We start from the raw sequence: 19570 nt of genomic DNA on the forward strand, positions 1-19570 counted from the left end.
AGTTACCGTAGCGAATCGAGTGCAATTCTCGAGTCCCGTATCGCAATCTTCGAGTGAATTGGTGGGAGCTGTGGCCGACCTCAAGCGCCTGGTCATCGTCGAGTCCCCGGCGAAGGCCAAGACGATCTCCTCTTATCTCGGCCCCGACTACATCGTCGACTCCTCGCTCGGGCACATCCGCGACCTGCCGCGCAGCGCCAAGGAGATCCCGAAGAAATACAAGGACAAGGCATGGTCGCGCCTCGGCGTCGACGTCGAGAACGACTTCGCCCCGCTGTACATCGTCAACCCCGACCGCCAGGCGCACGTCAAGAAGCTCAAGGGCTATCTCGCCGAGGCCGACGAGCTCTACCTCGCCACCGATGAGGACCGCGAAGGGGAGGCCATCGCCTGGCACCTGCTCGAGGCGCTCAAGCCGAAGATCCCGGTCAAGCGGATGGTCTTCCACGAGATCACGCCGCAGGCCATCGCCGATGCCGTCGCCAACCCGCGCGAGCTCAACCAGGACCTCGTCGACGCCCAGGAGGCCCGCCGCATCCTCGACCGCCTCTACGGCTACGAGGTCAGCCCGGTGCTGTGGAAGAAGGTCATGCCGCGCCTGTCGGCCGGCCGCGTCCAGTCCGTGGCCACCAGGGTCGTCGTCGAGCGCGAGCGGGCCCGCATGGCCTTCCGCACCGCCGACTACTGGGACGTCACCGCGCGACTGGCCACCGACGACGACCAGGCCTTCAAGGCCACCCTCGTCGCCATCGACGGCGACCGCATCGCCGGCGGCAAGGACTTCGACCCCGCCACCGGCAAGGCCAAGGGCAACGTCGTCCACCTCGACGAGGCCGGCGCCCGCGGCCTCGCCGAGCGCCTGACCGGCCGCGACTTCACCGTTCTCAAGGTCGACAAGAAGCCGTACCGGCGCCGCCCGTACGCGCCGTTCATCACCTCGACGCTCCAGCAGGAGGCCGGCCGCAAACTGCGCCTCTCCAGCGCACAGGTCATGCGGGTCGCACAGCGGTTGTATGAAAACGGTCACATCACGTACATGAGGACCGACTCGACGAACCTGTCCGAAACGGCCGTCCGCGCCGCCCGCGAGCAGGCCGCGCAGCTCTACGGCAGCCAGTACGTGCCGGCCGAGGCCCGCCGCTACGCCCGCAAGGTCAAGAACGCCCAGGAGGCCCACGAGGCCATCCGTCCCGCCGGCGACCACTTCAAGACCCCCGACCAGCTCAAGGGCCAGCTCTCCGCCGAGGAGCACCGGCTCTACGAGCTCATCTGGCGGCGCACGCTCGCCTGCCAGATGGTCGACGCCACCGGCAACTCGACCTCGGTGCGCGCCCGCGCCACGACCGAGGCGGGGGAGGAGGCCGACTTCGGCGCCTCCGGCAAGACCATCACCAACCCAGGCTTCCTGCTCGCCTACGTCGAATCGATCGACGAGGGCGACGCCGACGACGCCGAGAAGCGCCTGCCCGAGCTCACCGAGCGCCAGCACCTCAACGAGCGCGGCCTCGATCCCGCCGGGCACACCACCCAGCCGCCCGCCCGCTACACCGAGGCCAGCCTGGTCAAGGCCCTCGAAGACCGCGGCATCGGCCGGCCCTCGACCTACGCCTCGATCATGCAGACCATCCAGGACCGCGGCTACGTGTTCAAGCGCGGCCAGGCCCTCATCCCGTCGTTCCTGGCGTTCGCCGTCATCGGCCTCATGGAGCAGCACTTCCCGCGCCTGGTCGACTACGACTTCACCGCCGGGATGGAGGATGAGCTCGACCAGGTCGCCGGCGGCGAGGAGCAGCGCGTCGAATTCCTGCGCAAGTTCTACTTCGGCGGGGCCGACCGCGAAGGCACCGTGGCCGCCTCGGGCGGGCTGCGGCACATGGTCGAGGAGGAACTGGGCCGGATCGACGCCCGCGGCGTCAACTCGATCCCGCTCTACACCGACGAGCAGAACCGCAAGGTCGTCGTCCGCGTCGGCCGCTACGGCCCCTACCTCGAACGCACCTCGCCCGAGCAGGCCGAGGCCGGCGAGAACGGCGAGCGCACCTCCATCCCCGAATCGATCGCGCCCGACGAGCTGACCCCCGCGAAGGTCGAGGAGCTCTACGAGCTCGGCGCCGGCGAGGGCGAATTGGGCACCCACCCGGAGACCGGCGAGCCCGTGTACGCCAAGAGCGGCCGATACGGGCCCTACGTCACCTCCGGCGAGAAGTCCTCCTCGCTGCTGTCCGGGCAGAAGCTCTCGGAGCTCACGCTCGACGACGCGGTCAAGCTGCTGACGCTGCCGCGGCTCGTCGGCAAGGACGCCGAGGGCGAGGAGGTCCGCACCGGGCTCGGTCCGCACGGCCCCTACGTCGTCAAAAAACGCGACTACCGGTCCCTGGAGTCCGAGGACCAGCTGTTCACGCTCACGCTCGACGAGGCCGAGAAGCTGCTCGCCCAGCCCAAGACCCGCGGGCGCCAGCGCGCGCAGACACTGCTCAAGGAGCTCGGCCCCGACCCGGTGACGGGCAAGGAGGTCACCCTCAAGGACGGCCGTTTCGGCCCGTACGTCACCGACGGCGAGACGAACGCGAGCATCCGCAGGACCGACACGGTCGAGGCGATGACCATCGACCGGGCCGCCGAGCTGCTCGCCGAGCGCCGGGAGAAGGTCGCCGCCGGAGGCGGCGTCAAGAAGACCGCGAAGAAGGCGGCCAAGAAGTCCACCGCGAAGAAGGCCGCCGCCAAGAAGACCACGGCGAAGAAGACGGCGTCGAAGAAGACGGCGAAGAAGGCCGCCAAGAAGACGGCGAAGAAGGCCACCGCGAAGAAGGCCACGAAGAAGCACGAGTAGGTACCGCGTTCTCCTGTCGCTGTGGTCCATCCGACACACTGAAACCGTTCGGGCTGCAACCGAACGACTTGGCACTCGCGTATCAATACCATTGGTAAACTTTTCTGGGCCCTGAGGCAACCGGGGAGTGTCTTGGCGCGTCAGGGAGACGTGGGTTGGCGTTCGACGGTGAACATCGACCGTCTTCTGTGGATCACTCGACAATTCTTCGGGAGTTGGTTACGAACATATGAGAATTACGTTTCTCGTTCGCAATATCTGGGGCATCGGCGGCACCATCAAAACCACGCTGAACACCGCGGAAGCCCTGGTCGGTCTCGGCCATGACGTCACGATCGTGTCATGTGTACGGCACAAGGACCGGTCCGACTTCGCGATCGACCCGCGCCTGAACATCGTCGACCTCTGGGACGTCCGCGCTCCCTCCGAAGGCGGCGAACGATTGTCGCTCATCGACAAGATCAACCGGAAGCTCCCCTCTTACCTCGATGAAGACAAAGTGAACAACATGGGCGAGTCATCGAGGCTCCTCGACAAGAAGGTGAAGCGGTTCCTCCGGCGACTCGACACCGACGTCCTGGTGAGCACCCAGGTGAGCCTGAACCTCTATGTCGCCCGCTACGGCCGGCCCGGCTGCGTCAAGGTCGCCCAAGAACACCTCTACCTCGACAGCTACGCAGCGCCCGTCCGCGCGCGCATCCTCGAGGGCTACCACCGCCTCGATGCGATCGTCACCATCACCGAGGCCGACGCCGAGATCTACCGCAAGGCCATGCCCGAGCACGCCCACCTCGTCACCTGCGTGCCGAACTCGATCCCTCCGAACCCGCACGGCCCCTCCGACCTCACCGAGCCGGTCATCATGACCGCCGGGCGCCTTACCGGCATGAAGGGCTTCGACATCCTCATCGAGGCGTTCGGCCAGATCGCCGAGCGCTTCCCCGAATGGCAGGTGAAGATCTACGGCCGCGGCCGCGACCGCAAGAAACTCCTGCGGATGATCGGCGAGCGCGACCTCCGCGACCGCGTCAAGCTCATGGGCCCGGTCACGCCGCTCGACGCCCAATGGGGCGAGGCCTCCATAGCCGCCATTCCCTCCCGATTCGAGCCGTTCGGTCTCGTCATCGTCGAGGCGATGGCCGCCGGACTGCCGGTGGTGTGCACCTCCGTCAAGCACGGCCCGCGCGAGATCGTCGAGAACGAGGTCAACGGCCTGCTCGTCAAGCCGAAGAACCCCGGCGAGCTCGGCAAGGCGCTCGCACGGCTCATGTCCGACGTCGAACTGCGCCGCAAGCTCGCCGACGGCGGCAGGCGCACCGCCGCGCGCTTCGAGCCCGAGCAGGTCGTCGGCCGGCACGTGGAGCTGTTCGAACGGCTGCTGGCGAACCGGTCCTGACCGTGTGCTCAGCGTTCGAGGAGCGCCGATGCGACCACCAGGTCGATCGGCTCGGTCACCTTCAGGTTTCGCTCCTCGCCGTCGACGATCCGCACCGGCACGTGCGGCAGGAACCGCAGCACCACCGAGCAGTCGTCGGTCGCGCGGAAGTCCGCGTCGGCCTCGGCCGCCGCGTAAGCGGCCCTGATCACCGACAGGTGAAAGCCCTGCGGCGTCTGCACCCGGCGCAGTGCCGCCCGGTCGGGGACCGCGGCGACGAACGTCTCACCGCCCGACCGCTCGACCTCGATGATCGTGTCCGACGAGGCCACCGCCACGCCGACGGCGCAGTGTCGGTCCAGCGCCGAGACCACGTCGGCGATGATCCGGCCCGACACGAGCATCCGGGCCGCGTCGTGCAGCAGCAGCTTGCACTCGCCGTCGGGGCCGAACCGCTCGCTCGCCCACGCCACCGCCGCCTTGGACGAATCACTCCTGCTCGCACCGCCGCCGATGACGTCGGCCAGCTTCGTCACCTCGGCCCGCCCGGCGATGGCGCGCACCGCGTCGGCGTAGCCGTCGGCGATGACCACCAGGACCTCGTCGACATCGGGCGCGGCCTCGAACGCCTCCAGCGTATGGAGGATCACGGGCTTGCCGCCGACGTCGAGCAGCTGCTTGGGCACGCCGGCACCCATGCGGGTCCCCGTGCCGCCCGCCAAAACCACCGCCACGGTGGGCCGGTCGGAGGGATACGGTGCCGCGGACTGGCTGAAAGGCAAGGCGTCACTCCAAGGGCTCATCGGTCGAGTGCGAACGGTGGGAAGAATACCGTCGCCGGCCCGCCCTCCGTGTGCTGTGTGACCGCCGCGTCCACCCGTCGTTGGTCTTTGCGTAATTGCGTTGTTAACTAGGTAAACTGCACTAATCCAGCACCCTAACCAATCGAGGTGTCTCCAATGTCCACGAACATCGTGATCCTGGCGGCCGGAGTCGGATCCCGGCTCGGCAAGCCGCACCCGAAGCCGCTGACGCCGCTGAACACGGGCGAGACGATCCTCGGCCGCTCCCTGCGCCTGCTCACCTCCCGCTTCAGCCGGCACTCGATCCACCTCGTCGTCGGCTTCAAGAAGGAGATGATCATGGAGGAGGTGCCCGACGTCGGTTTCATCTACAACCAGGCATATGGCGACACCAACACCTCCAAGAGCCTGCTTAAGGCCTTCAACATCCTGGGCCCCGGCGGCGTGTTGTGGCTCAACGGCGACGTCGTGTTCGACCCGCAGGTGCTCGACGTGCTGCTGCCGCACGTCGCCATGGACCGGTCCTTCATCAGCGTCAACACCGCGAAGGTCTCCGACGAGGAGGTCAAGTACACTCTCGGCGCCGACGGTTACGTCAACAAGCTCTCCAAGAAGGTCTCCGACGGCGCTCTCGGCGAGGCCGTCGGCATCAACTACGTCTCCGCCGACGACCGCGCCGTCGTCGCCAAGCGGCTCGCAGAGGTCGACGACCAGGAGTACTTCGAGGGCGGCATCGAGGCCGCCATTGAGAAGGACGGACTCAAGTTCGAGGCGGTCGACATCTCGGCGCACAACGTCATCGAGGTCGACTTCGCCGAAGACCTCAACAGCGTCAACCAGCACTTCAAGTGAACAGCATCGCAGCTAGGCGCCGCAGGCGCATAATGCAGGTAGAACACGAAACGTAGGGCTCGTACCACTTCGATGAATAATCTGCTCACATCCTGGTCGTTCAGGCTCAACCTGATGGCCGTCGCCGCGGTCATCACGGCGGTCGCGCTGCGCGACATGCCTCTGGTGACCCTCGCGCTCGCCTTCGTCGTCTTCGGCGTCAACACTTGGCAGTACCGCACGGTCATCTCCTCCACGCGCATCGCCCGCACGCTGGCCGCGCTCGCCGTACTCATCGAGGTCTGGTATTCCGGCGGCACGGGCCGGCTGGGACTCCTCGTGGCGGGCGTCGCCATCACGCTCTTCTGCGCCTACTCCGATGTCGTTTCCAAGGCCCTCCACATCGGCTACCTCGAGAGCGTCAACCTCGATGTCGAACGCTCCAGCCGACGCCGCTGGGAACTGCCCCCGGTCATCGCGACGCTCACGAACCTGCTGACCGTCGCCTATGTCCTCGCCGCCGCCGTCCCCGAGGACCCCGCTCGCCATTGGACCGACCTCGCCCTCTTGGCCGCCACGATCGCCGTGTTCGCCTGGGCCGCCCTGGCCGCGGTCGACAACTACCTGCGCCGCCGCCGCGAGTCCCACCCGGTCGACATCCAGGTCATGACCGCCGTCGAACGGCTCCAGCCGAAGTTCGTCATCCACTTCGCCGGCTCGCGCGAGTCGGAATACCAGCTTCGGATGTGGCTGCCGTACTTCGAACGGGTCGGCGACCCGTACATGATCATCATCCGCGACCGCTACCTCGTCGACGCCGTCGCCGAGCGCACCACGGCGCCCATCGTCGTCGTCCCGGCCCAGTCGGTCCTCGACAAGCTGCTGCCCGGCAGCGTCCGATCCGTCTTCTACGTCAACCACGCCGTCAAGAACGCGCAGCTCATCAAGCTCGACAAGTACATCCACGTGCAGTTGATGCACGGCGACTCGGACAAGGCCATCAGCCGCAGCCCGGTCTCGCTCATGTACGACCGCGTATTCGTCGCAGGACAGGCCGGCATCGACCGCTACCACCGGCACGGCGTCGACATCCCGAACTACAAGTTCAAGAAGATCGGCCGCCCGCAGCTCCACGACATCCAGGTCGGCCACCGCGAGAAGCTCGACGAGGATCGCCAGGTGGTGCTCTACACGCCGACCTGGACGGGCCTGACCGAGGACGTCAACTACTCCTCCCTGCGGCAGGGACGGCGCATCGTCGAGGCGATCCTCGAACGTGACGTGACGGTCATCTTCCGCACCCACCCCTACACGAGCACGAACGCCGCCTACCAGGCGCTGGCCGATGAGATCAAGGGGATCATCGCGGCCGACGCCGCCAGGACCGGTCGTGCGCATCTGTGGGGTGATCTCGCCGAGTCGGAGGTGACGCTGAGCGACTGCATCAACGCGGCCGACGTGGCGATCTCCGACATCAGCGGTACCGCCTCGGACTGGCTCTACTGCGGCCGGCCCTTCGCGATGACCGACCCCAGGGGCTTCGGCGACGCCTACCTGACAGAGTTCCCGTTGGCCAGGGCCGCGTATCTGCTGGAGCCCGACGCCGGCAACATCGAGGACGTGCTCGACGAGTTGCTCGTCATGGACTCCAAGGTCGGCACCCGCGCCGCCGTACGCGAGTACTACCTCGGCGACATCGCCCCCGAGGACCTCGTGGATCGCTTCGTCGACGAGGTGCGGGCGACCTACGCCACCCCGGTGCGCAAGACCGCCACGGGTGAGTCCTCGCTGGGGGTCCTCGTCGGCTGACCGAACAATGCGTGACGGGCCCCTGCCGAGACGGCGGGGCGCCCCGTGGCGTCAGTCGAGCGTTCCGACGTCGATGTATCGCTGGGCGGTGTCGATGAAGGCCCGCTCATAGGATTCGGCGGGGAAGTCTCCGAGGTAATACACCTTCGCCTCTGCTCGCTGGCGGGCGAGCGGGTCGGTCTTGAGCAGCTCGTCGAGCACCGGTCCGAGGTTCGCGCCGGTGCCGTCGATCCGATAGGCCGCCCTCGCGAGGGGGAACGTCTCCATGAAGTCCTCGCCTTCGTCGCGGGCGTCGACGACCGCGAACGGCTTCTCGGTGTAGAGCCAGTCGGAGGCCACGGCGCTGACGTCGCACACCAGGGCGTCGGCGGCATTGACGCAGTCGAACAATGTCATGTCCTCACAGGCCTTCGGACCCCAAACGTGCGCCCGCCCGCTCTTCGCCGCGTCGGCGCGGAGCAGCTCCTCGACATCGAGGCGCTGGTGCTTCGCGTCATCGTCGCGATCGGTGTACGGGTGCGGCCGGAACACCACCGTCACACCTCGGTCCAGCAGGGCGCGGACGAGCTGGGGGCCCAAGGGCAGCGAGCAATAGTTCGCATCCTCATAAAAGCCGGTCCAAGTGGGCGCGTAAAGCACGGTCGGCGATTCGACGTCGCTGACAGGGGTGCGGGTGATATCGAGAACCGACACCTGCGGGCGGCCCACGATATCGAACTTGTCGGATGGGATGTGCACGCCGTGACCGGCGTATCGGTCGATGCCGGCCTGTCCGGCGCAGAAGACCCTGTCGTACATGGCCGTCACCGGGTTGTAGCTGGAGACCTTGTCCGAGTCGCCATGCAGCAGCTGGATGTGCAGCAGCTCGGGGTCGCGCACCAGATGGGTGTTCTTCATGCCGTTGTTGACGTAGAAGACCGTGGTCACCGACTCCGGAATCACTCCGTCGATCGGGCCTTGGCCCTCGACGAACACCACCGGCCGCTCGGTCGCCTCGGCAAGCGACTGGAGGTTGTGCCGCTCCCGGGTCATGATGAAGAAGTCGCCTTCGATCTGTTCGAAGTACGGCAGCCACATCTCCAACTGATAGGTGGTATTCAGGGGCCCGGCGAAGTACACCATGAACGACGGCCCGATCCGTTCGAGCGCACCCGCCACTGTCTCGGTGATGTCTTCCGTGGAGGGAAGAATCCGGTGGGTGAGCCCGAGGAACTTCGCCCCGGCGAGCGCGGCGGTCGGCAGTGCCGCCAGCGCCACCGCGTACGGCGTGGCCCCGGCCCATCCCGAGGCGACCAGCGGCGCCTGTACCGCCAGTACCGCTATCGTCGACAGGTAGTACAGCACGGTGCGGCGCAAGAATGAGTCCGATGTGGACGGGCTGGTCGGCAGGTGCGCGGTGGCGATCTTGGCGGCGCTCACGACGCGGCTGAGCAGCACCTCGACGGCGATCATCCCGGCGCTCGCGAGCACCGCGAGCGCCCAGGCGAAGGGCACCTCGGTCCCGGCGGTCAGGGCGGCGGTGAACGGCGTGAACGCCAGCAGCATCCGGCCCGGGGCGTAGCGGCCCGGCACGTTGGAGCGGCGGGGATAGCAGTAGAACACCAGCGTCGCGGCGATGAGCGCGAACGCGACCGACCGCCACGCGCCCGGTCCTCCGAAGAGGATCACGGCGTGGCACAGCACCGGGAGCATGTTCGGCAGGAGCGCTCGGAGGTATCTGAGCTGTGTGATTTTGTTGAGCATGCGCTTCGTTCTTATTGGCGGACGACGAGGTTCTGGCTGTCGACGAGGCGGCCGACGTCGGAGGCGAGCATGTCGATCACCGAGGCGACGTGCTCGGGCTGCATGATCGTCGACGGGTCCTCGTCCGGGGCGAGCTTGCGGCGCAGATCAGTGGCGCAGCGGCCGGGGGAGATGCACACGACGCGCGTCCCGTAGATCGACAGCTCGTCCTTCATCGCCTCGCTCATGTTGATCACGGCGGCCTTCGACGCTCCATATGTCAGCCAGCCGGGCCGGCCGCCCATGCCGGCGGTGGAGGCGATGTTGACGATGAGCTCGAAGGTGTTGCCGCAGTGCAGCAGCTCCTGCACGATCGTGAACGGTGCGTACAGGTTCACGCCGATGGTGCGTTCGAAATCGGCGAACTCGATCTGCTGGAGCGCGCAGGGGGCGGTGTACCCGGCGTTGTTGACCAGGTAGTCGACCTTGCCGGCCTCCGCCATGACATCTCGCATGAGCCCGACGATGCGGGCGCGATCGGCCAGATCGACCACGTGCGGGAAGACGCGTTTGCCGTAAGGGTTGTCACCGGTCAGCCGGCCGATCAGCTTCTCGAACTCCTCGGACTGCCGCGCGAGCAGGAGGAAGTCCGTCACGTCGTTGTCGGCGTAGAAGAACCGCTCGGCGATGGCCGCGCCGATGCCCTTGGAGGCGCCGGTGATGAGCATGGATTTAGACATATTCGTCCCCTCCGAGCAGGAACCCGGCCAACTTGACGTCGGTAGGGGTCGTCACTTTGATGTTCGTGTCCTGACCGTCGATGAAGTGGACCTCGTGGCCGGTGACGGCGCACAGGGTCGCGTCCTCGGTGAAGACCATGCCCTCGGCGCGGGCGCGATCGTGCGCGTCGGCGAGGTCGTCCTTGAGGAACTTCTGGGGTAGCTGCACGTTGCGCAGCCGGGCGCGGTCGAGCGAGCCGATGACTCGAGCGGTCTCGGGCTCCACGGGAGCGACGGTGAAGGGGATGGGGAGCATGAGGCTCACGTTCTCGCGAGGGTCGGCGACCAACTGCTTGAAGTCGGCGGCGGAGATCAGGGGCCGGGCCGACTCGTGGACGAGGACTCGCTCGTTCCGGCAGGCCGGAAGCATCGCGGCCACCGACTCGTGGCGGCTGGCGCCGGCGGGCACATAAGTGACAGGGGTCTGGATGGCGTAGTCGGTGACCAGCCGTTCGATCTCCTCGCGAAATCCTTCGGGATAGTTGAGAACGATCTGGTCGATTTCGGGAACGGTGTCGGCGGCGATCAGCGAGTAGACGATGATCGGGCGTCCGGCCACGTCGATGAACTGCTTCGGGCGGCCTGCGGCGACGCGGCTTCCGATACCGCCGTTGAGCAGCATCAGGCTATACATCTGGGGTTTACCTCCGCGAGGGAAACGACGATGTTCCTCAGGGAACTCTCGGATGGACGGGACGAGGGCATGGGGAATCGGGCAGTGAACGGGAAGATCGTTCCAGTCGGGCTGGCAGGTTGCCACGAAGTGGAATGAGTTTTATCACAGTAACATGCGAGCGATTCATGTTTACTTGCGAGCAACCTTGAATTCACCTTCTCGTCGGCACGAATTCCGGTGCGCAATAGGGGGATTCGGCGCGATGGCGTGCAAGGCACGCCAAAACGGGCAAGCGTTATCTACGGAAGGTGAGCGCTCCGGTACTGGTGGGTCCCGAGTGGGAGGCTCAGCGCCGGCGGGGCGCCTCAAGGCGTTCGGCGGCCCGCACGGTCGCGGGATGCGGCGCGACCTGACCGCGCTCTTCGCGTGCGGCGCACAGCTCCCGCAGCCGGTCGTACGCGGCCTTGCCCAGCAACTCGGTCAGCTCCGTCCCGTAGGAGCGATACACGGGCTCGGCGGCGGTGTGCGCCAGCGGCGAGCCGGTGCACCACCAGTCGAAGTCGTGGCCGCCCGGACCCCACGACGCCCGGTCGAACTCGGTGATGAGCGTGACCTCCACGGCCGTACCGTCCGCCCGGTGCTCGGTCTTGAAGTCGCGCTTCACCGGAAGCTGCCAGCACACCTCGGGCTTGTACTCCATCGGATGGACCCCGTCGCGCATGGCCTGCTGATGCAGCGCGCAACCGGAACCGGTCGGGAAACCGGCGCGATTGTGGAAGACGCACGCGCCGTCGACCACCGCGGTCTTCTTGGCCGGCTCCTCCACGCCCTCGTCGTTCTCCAGGGTGTCGTCGACGATGGTGTCCTTCCAGCGCCGGTGCAGCTGCCACGTCTCCGGAGTGAGCTTCGCGGCCGCCTGCCGGGTGCGTTTGACGTCGGCGGCGTCGGTGTAGAACGCCCCGTGCAGGCAGCACCCGTCGGCCGGCTTGTCGTGTTCGATGCCCGGGCAGCCGCCGGCCTCCGGCGCCTTACCGAAGATGCAGCCCCATCGCGACAGCAGCCACGTGAGATCGGCCCGGACGAGCGTCTCGGGATCGTCGGGATCGAAGAACTCGACCCATTCGCGGTCGAAGTTCGGTCCCACCTCATCGGTCATCCGTCCACGGTACCCGGGCCCCCTGGATCCGGCCCGGACGTTCGCGACGGCGAAGGCCGCGAACCGAATTTTTCGCTCGGCGTACCCTGGGTGGTGTGACCCAGTCCGTCCCGGTCCTTCTGTCGACCACGTCCGTGTATCCGGAGCCCACCGCGGTGGGCTTCGAGCTTGCAGCCGAACTCGGTTACGACGGCGTCGAGCTCATGGTCTTCACCGACCGGATCTCGCAGGACCCGTCGGCCGCCGCCAGCCTCTCGCGGCACTACGGCGTCAAGATCGGCGCCGTCCACGCCCCGTGCCTGCTGGTGACCCAGCGCGTGTGGAGCGCCGACCCGTGGACGCGGTTGCGCCGCTCCGTGCAGGCCGCCGAGTACCTCGGCTCGCCCACTGTGGTCATTCACCCGCCGTTCTCCTGGCAGCGCGACTACGCCCGCAAGTTCTCCACAGTGCTCGAGAGCCTCAAGGCCCGATACCCGGACATCACGATCGCGGTCGAGAACATGTTCCCGCTCAAGCTCGGCCGGCGCAAGCTCGTGCCCTACAGCCCGCACTGGGACCCGACGCTCCACGGCTACGACGCCTACACCCTCGACCTGTCCCATTGCGCCGCCTCCGGCGCCGACGCCATCCAGATGGCCGAGCGCATGGGCGACGGCCTGCGGCACATTCACCTGTGCGACGGCACCGCCCCGGGCAGCGACGCGCACATGGTCCCCGGGCGCGGCACGCAGCCGTGCGCCGAGATCCTCGGCAAGCTCGCCGCCACCGGCTGGGACGGCTCGATCACCGTCGAGGTCTCGACCCGCAAGTCGGGCAACCGCACCCGCCGCGCCGCGGACCTCGCCGAGTCGCTGAAGTTCGCCCGCGAGGGGCTCGACTCGGGCCTCCGTGCCTGAATCGCCCCGCTCCATATCAGGCATCCGCCCCAACAGCCGACAAATACCATTGTCGACTCCCATCGGCGCGACCCTCGCGTCAGTGCTGGTCGTCTCCATTACTTTCTCCGGTGTTCTCCGTAAGTCCACCTCCGGGTGCGTCTGTAATATCGACGGCGCAACGATGCGGAACACAACCACCTCCCAGGGGGACGGATGTCAGACGAACAACGGGAGTTCATTCCCCCGGCCAGGCCGCACATCGGAGAAGCGGAGATCGAAGCGGCCACCCGGGTCCTGCGCAGCGGCATGGTCGTCCAGGGGCCGGAGGTCGCCGCGTTCGAGGACGAGTTCGGCAAGGTCGCCGACACCGCCCACTGCGTGGCCGTGAACTCCGGGACCTCGGCGCTCCAACTGGCGCTCATGGCGCTCGGCATCGGGCCGGGTGACGAAGTGATCGTCCCCTCGTTCTCCTTCGCGGCCTCGGCGAACGCGGTCCGCCTCGTCGGTGCCGAACCGGTCTTCGCCGACATCGAACCGGGCAGCTTCTGCATCGACCCCGACGCCGTCGCCGCCCTCGTCGGCCCGCGCACCGCCGCCGTCATGCCCGTCCACCTCTACGGGCACCCCGCCGACATGCGACGCCTGATGCCTCTGGCCGAGCGGCACTCCCTCGCCGTCGTCGAGGACGCCTGCCAGGCCCACGGCGCCGAGATCGACGGCAAGCGTGTCGGCTCCTTCGGCGCCGTCGGCACCTTCAGCTTCTACCCCACCAAGAACATGCACGCCCTCGAAGGCGGCATGATCAGCACGGACGACGCCGAGGTCGCCCGCACGCTGCGACTCCTGCGCAACCAGGGCATGGAGCAGCGATACGCCAACGAGATCGTCGGCGCCAACATGCGCATGACGGACGTCGCCGCCGCGATCGGCCGCGTCCAGCTCGGCCGCCTGACCGAATGGACCGAGCAGCGCCGGGCCAACGCCGCCCGGCTCGACGCCGCGATCACCGCCGCGGTCACGCCGCCGGTCGCACCCGGCCTCCGCCACGTCTACCACCAGTACACGCTGCGCCTTCCCGAGCGCGACCACGCCCAGGAGCGGCTCAAGGAGGCGGGTGTCGGCTCCGCCGTGTACTACCCGACCCCGATCCACCGGCTCGTGCCCTACGCCGATTCGGGAGCGGAGCTGCCCCAGACCGACCGGGCCGCCGCCGAAGTCCTCTCGATCCCCGTACACCCTTCCCTGACCGCTCTCGAACTCGACCGCGTCGCCGACGCGGTCAACTCCCTGGAGTCCGCATCGTGAACGCACCGCAGCTGCGCGCCGGCCTGATCGGCATGGGCGCGATGGGCCGCAACCACGCCCGAGTCCTCTACGGACTCGACGGCGTCGACCTCGTCGGCGTCGCCGACCCGGTCGCCGACAAGCAGGCCGTCCCGGCCGACGTCCCCTTGGTCGAAACCGTCGAGCAGCTCATCGAGCTCGGCCTCGACTACGCCGTCATCGCATGCCCCACCGCCGAACACGAGCGGGTCGGGCTCATGCTGGCCGAGGCCGGCGTCGCGGCACTCATCGAGAAGCCGCTCGCGCACACCGCCGGGGCCGCCCGGCGCCTCGCGGAGGCGTTCGGCTCCCGTGGCCTCGTCGCCGGGGTCGGTCACATCGAGCGGTACAACCCGGCTGTCATGAACCTCCGCGCCCGCCTCGAAGCGGGCGAGCTCGGCGAGATCCTCCAGATCGTCACCAGACGCCAAGGCCCCTTCCCGCACCGCATCGCCGACGTCGGCGTGGTCAAGGACCTCGCCACTCACGACATCGACCTGACCTGCTGGGTTACCGGCCAGTCGTATCGCTCGATCACCGCGCGCACCGTCTCGCGCTCGGGCCGCAGCCACGAGGACATGCTGGCGGCGGTCGGGGACCTCACCGACGGCACGATCGTGAACCACTCGGTGAACTGGCTGAGCCCCTTCAAGGAGCGCACCGCCGTCGTCACCGGCGACCGCGGCTGTTTCATCGCTGACACCCTCACCGCCGACCTGACCTTCTACGCCAACGGCGTCGAGGACACCGAGTGGGAGGCGCTGCGCGCCTTCCGCGGCGTGTCCGAAGGAGACATGGTCCGCTACGCGATCCGCAAGCGCGAACCCCTCCAGGTCGAGCACGAGCACTTCCGCGACGCGGTGCTCGGCCTCGACAGCGACATCGTCGACCTCGATCAGGGCCGCGCCACCGTCGAGATCTCCGAGTCGATGCTGCGCTCGGCCGAGATCGGAGAGACGGTCGTCTTCGACGGCGCCGGAGTGCGTGCATGAGCACCCGCGTGCCCGACGTCACCGTTATCACCGCGGTCTACAACACGATGCCGTACGTGACCCGGTGCGTCGAATCGGTGCTGGAGCAGACACTCGGAACCGACCGCATCGAGCTCATCGCCGTCGACGACGGTTCCACCGACACCGGCGGCGCCGAACTCGACCGCTTCGCCAAGGCCCACCCGGGTACGATCAAGGTCGTCCACCAGGCCAATTCCGGCGGCCCCGCCAACCCCAGCAACGCCGCGCTCGAACTGGCCACGGGCCGCTACCTGTTCTTCCTCGGCTCCGACGACTACCTCGGCCCCGAAACCCTCGAACGCATGGTGAACTGCGCCGATGAGCACTCCTCGGACGTGGTCATGGGCCTCATGGTGGGCGTCGGCGGCCGCCGCGCCCCGCAGACGGCGTTCGAGCAGCCCGGCACCGACGTGCCGTTCCCGCTGTCCAAACTGGTGTGGGCCCTGTCGAACACGAAACTGTTCCGCCGCGACCTGGTCGAACGCCTGAACCTGCGCTTCCACGAGGACGTCTCGGTCTACAGCGACGTGCCGTTCACCATCGAGGCGATGGCGCACGCGCGCAAGGTCTCCAATCTCACCGACTACGAGTACTACTACACCGTCGAGCGCGAGAACGCCGCCAACGTCACCTACAGCTCCAAGTTGAGCGAGCGGCTGTTCGCCACCAGGCGCATCGTCGACACGATCTGCCGCCTGTATTCGCCGGGCCCGGAACGCGACGCGCTCCTGTACCGCACCTTCGCCTACGAGCAGTGGATCCTCCTTCAAGAGGGCTTCGTCGCGCTCGACGACGCCGGACGGCGCGAGATCTGCGACGGCGTCGCCGCTCTGGCCGACGCCCACCTCACCGACGAGATGCGCCGCCGCCTCCCCGTCCAGAAGCGCGTCCGCCTCGCCCACGCCCAGCGCCGCGACATCTCGCGCCTGATCGAGGCCATCGAGTTCGTCGAGCCGGTGCCGTTCACCGTCGAGGCGGGCCGCGCCTTCGCCCGCTACACCGGCTTCCGGGACGAGGCGGCCGGACTCGACGACGAGACCTTCGAGCTGCTGGGCGACAAGGTCACCGTCCGTTTCGCCCGCGGCGTCCGACCCCGCTACTTCGTGTGGACCGGCGTCAAACGCGCCGAATACGCTCTGGAGTATTCCTTCAGCCTCCCCGTCGAAGGGATCGACCCCGAAGCGGTCAAGGTCGGCCTGGTCCGCCTCAAGGAAGGCAAGAACCCCCGTAAGCGCACCGCCCGAACGGTCGACGAGGACGCCGGGCCGCAGATCGCCGCCGACATCGAATGCGAAGCCGACGGCGACGAGACGGTGGTGACGGCCCGCATCCCCTGCGAGGCGCTGACCTCGAAGGCCCCGGGCCGATGGTCGCTGCGCGGCTACATCGCCTTGGGCGACTTCGTCTACGATCTGCCGCTCAAATCCCCGCACGACAACGTCCAGCGCCAAGGCAACCCCCGCGGCCTCTCCGTCGAATGGGGCCAGAAGCGGGCCCTGGCCATCCGTGTGGATGAGAAGGCGACCCGGCGCGGACTCGCGCGCCTCGGAATTTCTATCGGCAGGAAGTGAATCCAACAATGAGAGTCTGTGTTGTCGCGTTGGGGAAGATCGGGCTGCCGTTGGCGGTCCAGTTCGCCTCCAAGGGCCATGAGGTCATCGGCGCCGATGTGAACGAGCGGGTCGTCGAGTCGGTCAACGCCGGGGTCGAGCCGTTCCCCGGCGAGCACGACCTCGAACGGCGCATGAAGGAGGCCGTCGCCGACGGTCGCTTGAGGGCCACCACCGACACCGCCGCCGCCGTGGCCGAGTCCGAAGCGGTCGTCATCGTCGTGCCCTTGTTCGTCGACGCCGCTGGCGTCCCCGACTTCGGCTGGATGGACAACGCCACCGAAGCGGTCGCCGCCGGCCTGCGCCCCGGCACCCTGGTCTCCTACGAGACGACCCTGCCGGTCGGCACCACGCGCGAGCGGTGGGCGCCGATGCTCGAGCACGGCTCGGGCCTGAGCGCCGGGGCCGACTTCCAGCTCGTGTTCAGCCCCGAACGGGTCCTGACCGGGCGGGTCTTCGCCGACCTGGCCCGCTACCCGAAACTCGTCGGCGGTATCGACGAGGCCTCCACCGCCGCCGGGGTCGCGTTCTACGAAGCGGTCCTCGACTTCGACGACCGTGGGGACCTGCCGCGGCCCAACGGCGTGTGGGACCTCGGCTCGGCCGAGGCCGCCGAGATGGCCAAGCTCGCCGAGACGACCTACCGGGACGTCAACATCGGCCTGGCCAACCAGTTCGCGCGCTTCGCCGACGCACAAGGCCTGGACGTCCAGAAGGTCATCGAGGCGTGCAACTCTCAGCCGTACTCCCACATCCACCGGCCCGGCATCGCCGTCGGCGGGCACTGCATCCCGATCTACCCGCAGATGTACCTGTGGAACGACCCCGAAGCGACCGTGGTCCGCTCCGCCCGAGAGGCGAACGCGGCCATGCCGGCGTACGCGGTCGACCTGCTCGCCGCCGCCTACGGCGACCTGGACGGCGCGAACGTCCTCGTGCTCGGCGCGGCCTACCGCGGCGGGGTCAAGGAGACCGCGTTCTCGGGGGTGTTCCCGCTCGTGGAGTCGCTGCGCGAGAAGGGCGCGACCCCGTTCGTGGCCGACCCGATGTACACCGTCGCCGAGCTCGAGGCGGAAGGCCTGCCCGCCCACCGCGGCGAGACCGTCACGGCCGCGATCGTCCAGGCCGACCACTCCGAATACCGCACTCTGAGCCCGGCCGACCTGCCCGAGGCCACCGTCCTCCTCGACGGCCGCCGCGTCACCGACCCCGCCGCGTGGGCCGGGCGCCGCCACATCGTCATCGGCAACTGAGCGAACGGAACGGCGAACAATGACACAAGGGCAGCAGCCGATCGCGAAGCGGAACGAACGCATCGTGATGCTGGTCCAGAACGGAGTCATCGGCGACTCCCGGGTCCAGAAACAGGCCGAATCGGCAGCGGCCGCGGGATGGGATGTGGTCCTGCTCGGGCGTTCCCGCCGCCGCAGCGAAGAACAATGGGATCTCGGCCGAGCACTGGTGCGGTTGCTGCCCGTGAAGGTCGCGCGCCACTCTTACGAGGTCCGTCGCGGATGGCTGCGCGCCCCGTTGGCGTATCCGCCCGGGCCGCGCAGGAACCAACGCGACCGTCAGCGCCGTGCCTGGCACGCCTCGATCGGTGAGATCAAGGTTCGTCAGACCATCGAGGGCCGCGAACAGCATGCCCTGATCCGCGCCGCCCGCAAGCTCGCTCTTCTGCCGAGGCGAGTCGCGGTCAAGATCGCCGGCAAGTGGATCCGCTTGCGGCTTCGCCAAACCGACAGGCTCCGGGAAGGCCGCAGCGAGATGGTCTCGGTCCTCGACCGGTTCACCAACGGCTTCTGGGCGCGGACGATGGGCCACCGCGTCTGGCGCCGTTTCGACCCGAGCCTGTGGGAGTTCGAGATCGCCTTCGGCCGCGTCATCGACGAGCTGGAGCCGGATCTGATCCACGCCAACGACTTCCAGATGCTGGGGGTAGGGGCGCGGGCGGTGATGCGGCAGCGAGCCCGAGGCCGGAACGTCAAACTCGTCTGGGATGCCCACGAATATCTGCCCGGGATGAAACCCTGGGTCCCGCATCCCCGCTGGCATCCGGCTCAGGTCGCTCACGAGTTCGAGTACGCTCCCTACGCCGATGCGGTGACCACGGTCTCCGAATCGGTCGCCGAACTCCTTCGGGAGCGGCACGGGCTCGCCGAGCTCCCGACCGTCGTGATGAACGTCCCCGATGTCGACGGTGCGCAAGTAGACGGCGAGAATGTGCCCAGTCTGCGGGAGAGCTGCGGCCTGTCGCCCGAGGTGCCGCTTATGGTCTACAGCGGCGCTGCAGCCCCGCAGCGCGGGCTGGTCGACATGGTCAGCGCGCTACCCCACCTCGACGGGGTGCATTGCGCGCTCGTGGTGGGCAAGTCCGAGTCCAGGTTCCCGCAGGAGCTGCTCGCGCAGGCCCGGGAGCTGGGCGTCGCTGACCGGCTCCACCTGGTGCCCTATGTTCCGTACTGGCAGGTGGTGCCGTTCCTGTCGAGTGCGGACGTCGGGGTGATCCCGCTGCATCACTACCTGAACCACGAGATCGCGCTGATCACGAAGTTCTTCGAGTATTCCCACGCACGGCTGCCGATCGTGGTCACCGACGTCAAGACCATGGGCGGGATGGTCCGAGCGACCGGGCAGGGCGAAGTGTGCCGAGCCGAGGATCCCGAGGACCTGGCGCGCGCCGTCAAGGCGATCCTGGCTGACCCCAAGGCCTACCGCTCCGTCTACGAGGGCGGCCTGCTCGACGAGTGGACTTGGCGTGCCCAGGCCGAGCGGCTGCATGGCGTGTACCGCCGTCTGCTTTATGGGGAGAACTGACTATGATC

15 protein-coding genes are annotated in these 19570 nt (G+C 67.8%); 10 read left to right on the forward strand and 5 right to left on the reverse strand.

Features of this window, described 5'->3' with window-relative positions:
* The first annotated feature begins 61 nt into the window (after window positions 1–61).
* Together topA and ACYVK3_RS07725 are read left to right on the forward strand one after the other, a co-directional pair.
* Entirely contained in the window at window positions 62–2830 is a 2769-nt protein-coding gene (gene topA / locus ACYVK3_RS07720) for a type I DNA topoisomerase (protein ID WP_460496700.1), read from the forward strand.
* Between the two features lie 229 nt (window positions 2831–3059).
* The gene (locus ACYVK3_RS07725) at window positions 3060–4226 is read left to right on the forward strand and encodes a glycosyltransferase family 4 protein (protein ID WP_460496701.1); all 1167 of its coding nucleotides are present in this window, start codon (window positions 3060–3062) and stop codon (window positions 4224–4226) included.
* 8 nt (window positions 4227–4234) lie between these two features.
* On the opposite strand, the gene ACYVK3_RS07730 is transcribed toward ACYVK3_RS07725, so the two are convergent.
* Window positions 4235–5008, reverse strand: coding sequence for an IspD/TarI family cytidylyltransferase (locus tag ACYVK3_RS07730; RefSeq protein WP_460496702.1), 774 nt, complete (start codon window positions 5006–5008; stop codon window positions 4235–4237).
* A gap of 156 nt (window positions 5009–5164) precedes the next feature.
* Between ACYVK3_RS07730 and ACYVK3_RS07735 the strand changes: the two genes are divergently transcribed.
* On the forward strand, window positions 5165–5860 hold the full coding sequence (locus tag ACYVK3_RS07735) for a phosphocholine cytidylyltransferase family protein (protein ID WP_460496703.1): 696 nt from the start codon (window positions 5165–5167) through the stop codon (window positions 5858–5860).
* Window positions 5861–5974: 114 nt separating this feature from the next.
* A complete protein-coding gene (locus ACYVK3_RS07740) occupies window positions 5975–7648 on the forward strand; it encodes a CDP-glycerol glycerophosphotransferase family protein (protein ID WP_460496704.1) in 1674 nt (557 codons plus the stop codon).
* Window positions 7649–7699: 51 nt separating this feature from the next.
* Here ACYVK3_RS07740 and ACYVK3_RS07745 read toward each other — a convergent pair whose 3' ends face one another.
* The 4 genes from ACYVK3_RS07745 to ACYVK3_RS07760 all read right to left on the reverse strand — a co-directional run bounded on the left by ACYVK3_RS07745 (window position 7700) and on the right by ACYVK3_RS07760 (window position 11921).
* Window positions 7700–9391, reverse strand: a complete 1692-nt coding sequence (locus tag ACYVK3_RS07745) for a CDP-glycerol glycerophosphotransferase family protein (RefSeq protein WP_460496705.1) — start codon at window positions 9389–9391, stop codon at window positions 7700–7702.
* 11 nt (window positions 9392–9402) lie between these two features.
* Window positions 9403–10110 carry an SDR family NAD(P)-dependent oxidoreductase gene (locus ACYVK3_RS07750; protein WP_460496706.1) on the reverse strand — a complete coding sequence of 236 codons (708 nt, stop codon included), beginning with the start codon at window positions 10108–10110 and terminating at the stop codon, window positions 9403–9405.
* Window positions 10103–10783, reverse strand: coding sequence for an IspD/TarI family cytidylyltransferase (locus ACYVK3_RS07755; protein ID WP_460496707.1), 681 nt, complete (start codon window positions 10781–10783; stop codon window positions 10103–10105). The genes ACYVK3_RS07750 and ACYVK3_RS07755 overlap by 8 nt, the downstream gene beginning before the upstream one ends.
* Window positions 10784–11111: 328 nt before the next feature.
* Complete coding sequence (locus ACYVK3_RS07760) at window positions 11112–11921, reverse strand: hypothetical protein (protein ID WP_460496708.1); 810 nt, start codon at window positions 11919–11921, stop codon at window positions 11112–11114.
* Between the two features lie 95 nt (window positions 11922–12016).
* Between ACYVK3_RS07760 and ACYVK3_RS07765 the strand changes: the two genes are divergently transcribed.
* The 6 genes from ACYVK3_RS07765 (at window position 12017) to ACYVK3_RS07790 (ending at window position 19562) form a co-directional block, all read left to right on the forward strand.
* Window positions 12017–12817, forward strand: a complete 801-nt coding sequence (locus ACYVK3_RS07765) for a sugar phosphate isomerase/epimerase family protein (protein WP_460496709.1) — start codon at window positions 12017–12019, stop codon at window positions 12815–12817.
* 195 nt (window positions 12818–13012) lie between these two features.
* Window positions 13013–14104, forward strand: coding sequence for a DegT/DnrJ/EryC1/StrS family aminotransferase (locus tag ACYVK3_RS07770; protein WP_460496710.1), 1092 nt, complete (start codon window positions 13013–13015; stop codon window positions 14102–14104).
* Window positions 14101–15114 (forward strand): Gfo/Idh/MocA family protein, encoded by a 1014-nt coding sequence (locus ACYVK3_RS07775; RefSeq protein WP_460496711.1) that lies wholly within the window; start codon window positions 14101–14103, stop codon window positions 15112–15114. The genes ACYVK3_RS07770 and ACYVK3_RS07775 overlap by 4 nt, the downstream gene beginning before the upstream one ends.
* Entirely contained in the window at window positions 15111–16706 is a 1596-nt protein-coding gene (locus ACYVK3_RS07780) for a glycosyltransferase family 2 protein (protein ID WP_460496712.1), read from the forward strand. Before ACYVK3_RS07775 ends, ACYVK3_RS07780 begins: the two co-directional genes overlap by 4 nt.
* Window positions 16707–16714: 8 nt before the next feature.
* A complete protein-coding gene (locus tag ACYVK3_RS07785) occupies window positions 16715–17998 on the forward strand; it encodes a nucleotide sugar dehydrogenase (protein WP_460496713.1) in 1284 nt (427 codons plus the stop codon).
* A 19-nt stretch (window positions 17999–18017) separates the two neighbouring features.
* Window positions 18018–19562, forward strand: coding sequence for a glycosyltransferase family 4 protein (locus ACYVK3_RS07790; RefSeq protein WP_460496714.1), 1545 nt, complete (start codon window positions 18018–18020; stop codon window positions 19560–19562).
* The last annotated feature ends 8 nt before the right edge of the window (window positions 19563–19570 follow it).

It is taken from the genome of Glycomyces tarimensis (genome assembly GCF_054776215.1).

Coding starts and splice junctions, on each gene's coding strand:
- ACYVK3_RS07780 (WP_460496712.1), top strand. CDS start 15,111: ATGAGCACCCGCGTGCCCGACGTCACCGTTATCACCGCGGTCTACAAC.
- ACYVK3_RS07730 (WP_460496702.1), bottom strand. CDS start 5,008: ATGAGCCCTTGGAGTGACGCCTTGCCTTTCAGCCAGTCCGCGGCACCG.
- ACYVK3_RS07725 (WP_460496701.1), top strand. CDS start 3,060: ATGAGAATTACGTTTCTCGTTCGCAATATCTGGGGCATCGGCGGCACC.
- ACYVK3_RS07790 (WP_460496714.1), top strand. CDS start 18,018: ATGACACAAGGGCAGCAGCCGATCGCGAAGCGGAACGAACGCATCGTG.
- ACYVK3_RS07770 (WP_460496710.1), top strand. CDS start 13,013: ATGTCAGACGAACAACGGGAGTTCATTCCCCCGGCCAGGCCGCACATC.
- ACYVK3_RS07740 (WP_460496704.1), top strand. CDS start 5,975: ATGGCCGTCGCCGCGGTCATCACGGCGGTCGCGCTGCGCGACATGCCT.
- ACYVK3_RS07755 (WP_460496707.1), bottom strand. CDS start 10,783: ATGTATAGCCTGATGCTGCTCAACGGCGGTATCGGAAGCCGCGTCGCC.
- ACYVK3_RS07750 (WP_460496706.1), bottom strand. CDS start 10,110: ATGTCTAAATCCATGCTCATCACCGGCGCCTCCAAGGGCATCGGCGCG.
- ACYVK3_RS07735 (WP_460496703.1), top strand. CDS start 5,165: ATGTCCACGAACATCGTGATCCTGGCGGCCGGAGTCGGATCCCGGCTC.
- ACYVK3_RS07745 (WP_460496705.1), bottom strand. CDS start 9,391: ATGCTCAACAAAATCACACAGCTCAGATACCTCCGAGCGCTCCTGCCG.
- ACYVK3_RS07760 (WP_460496708.1), bottom strand. CDS start 11,921: ATGACCGATGAGGTGGGACCGAACTTCGACCGCGAATGGGTCGAGTTC.
- ACYVK3_RS07785 (WP_460496713.1), top strand. CDS start 16,715: ATGAGAGTCTGTGTTGTCGCGTTGGGGAAGATCGGGCTGCCGTTGGCG.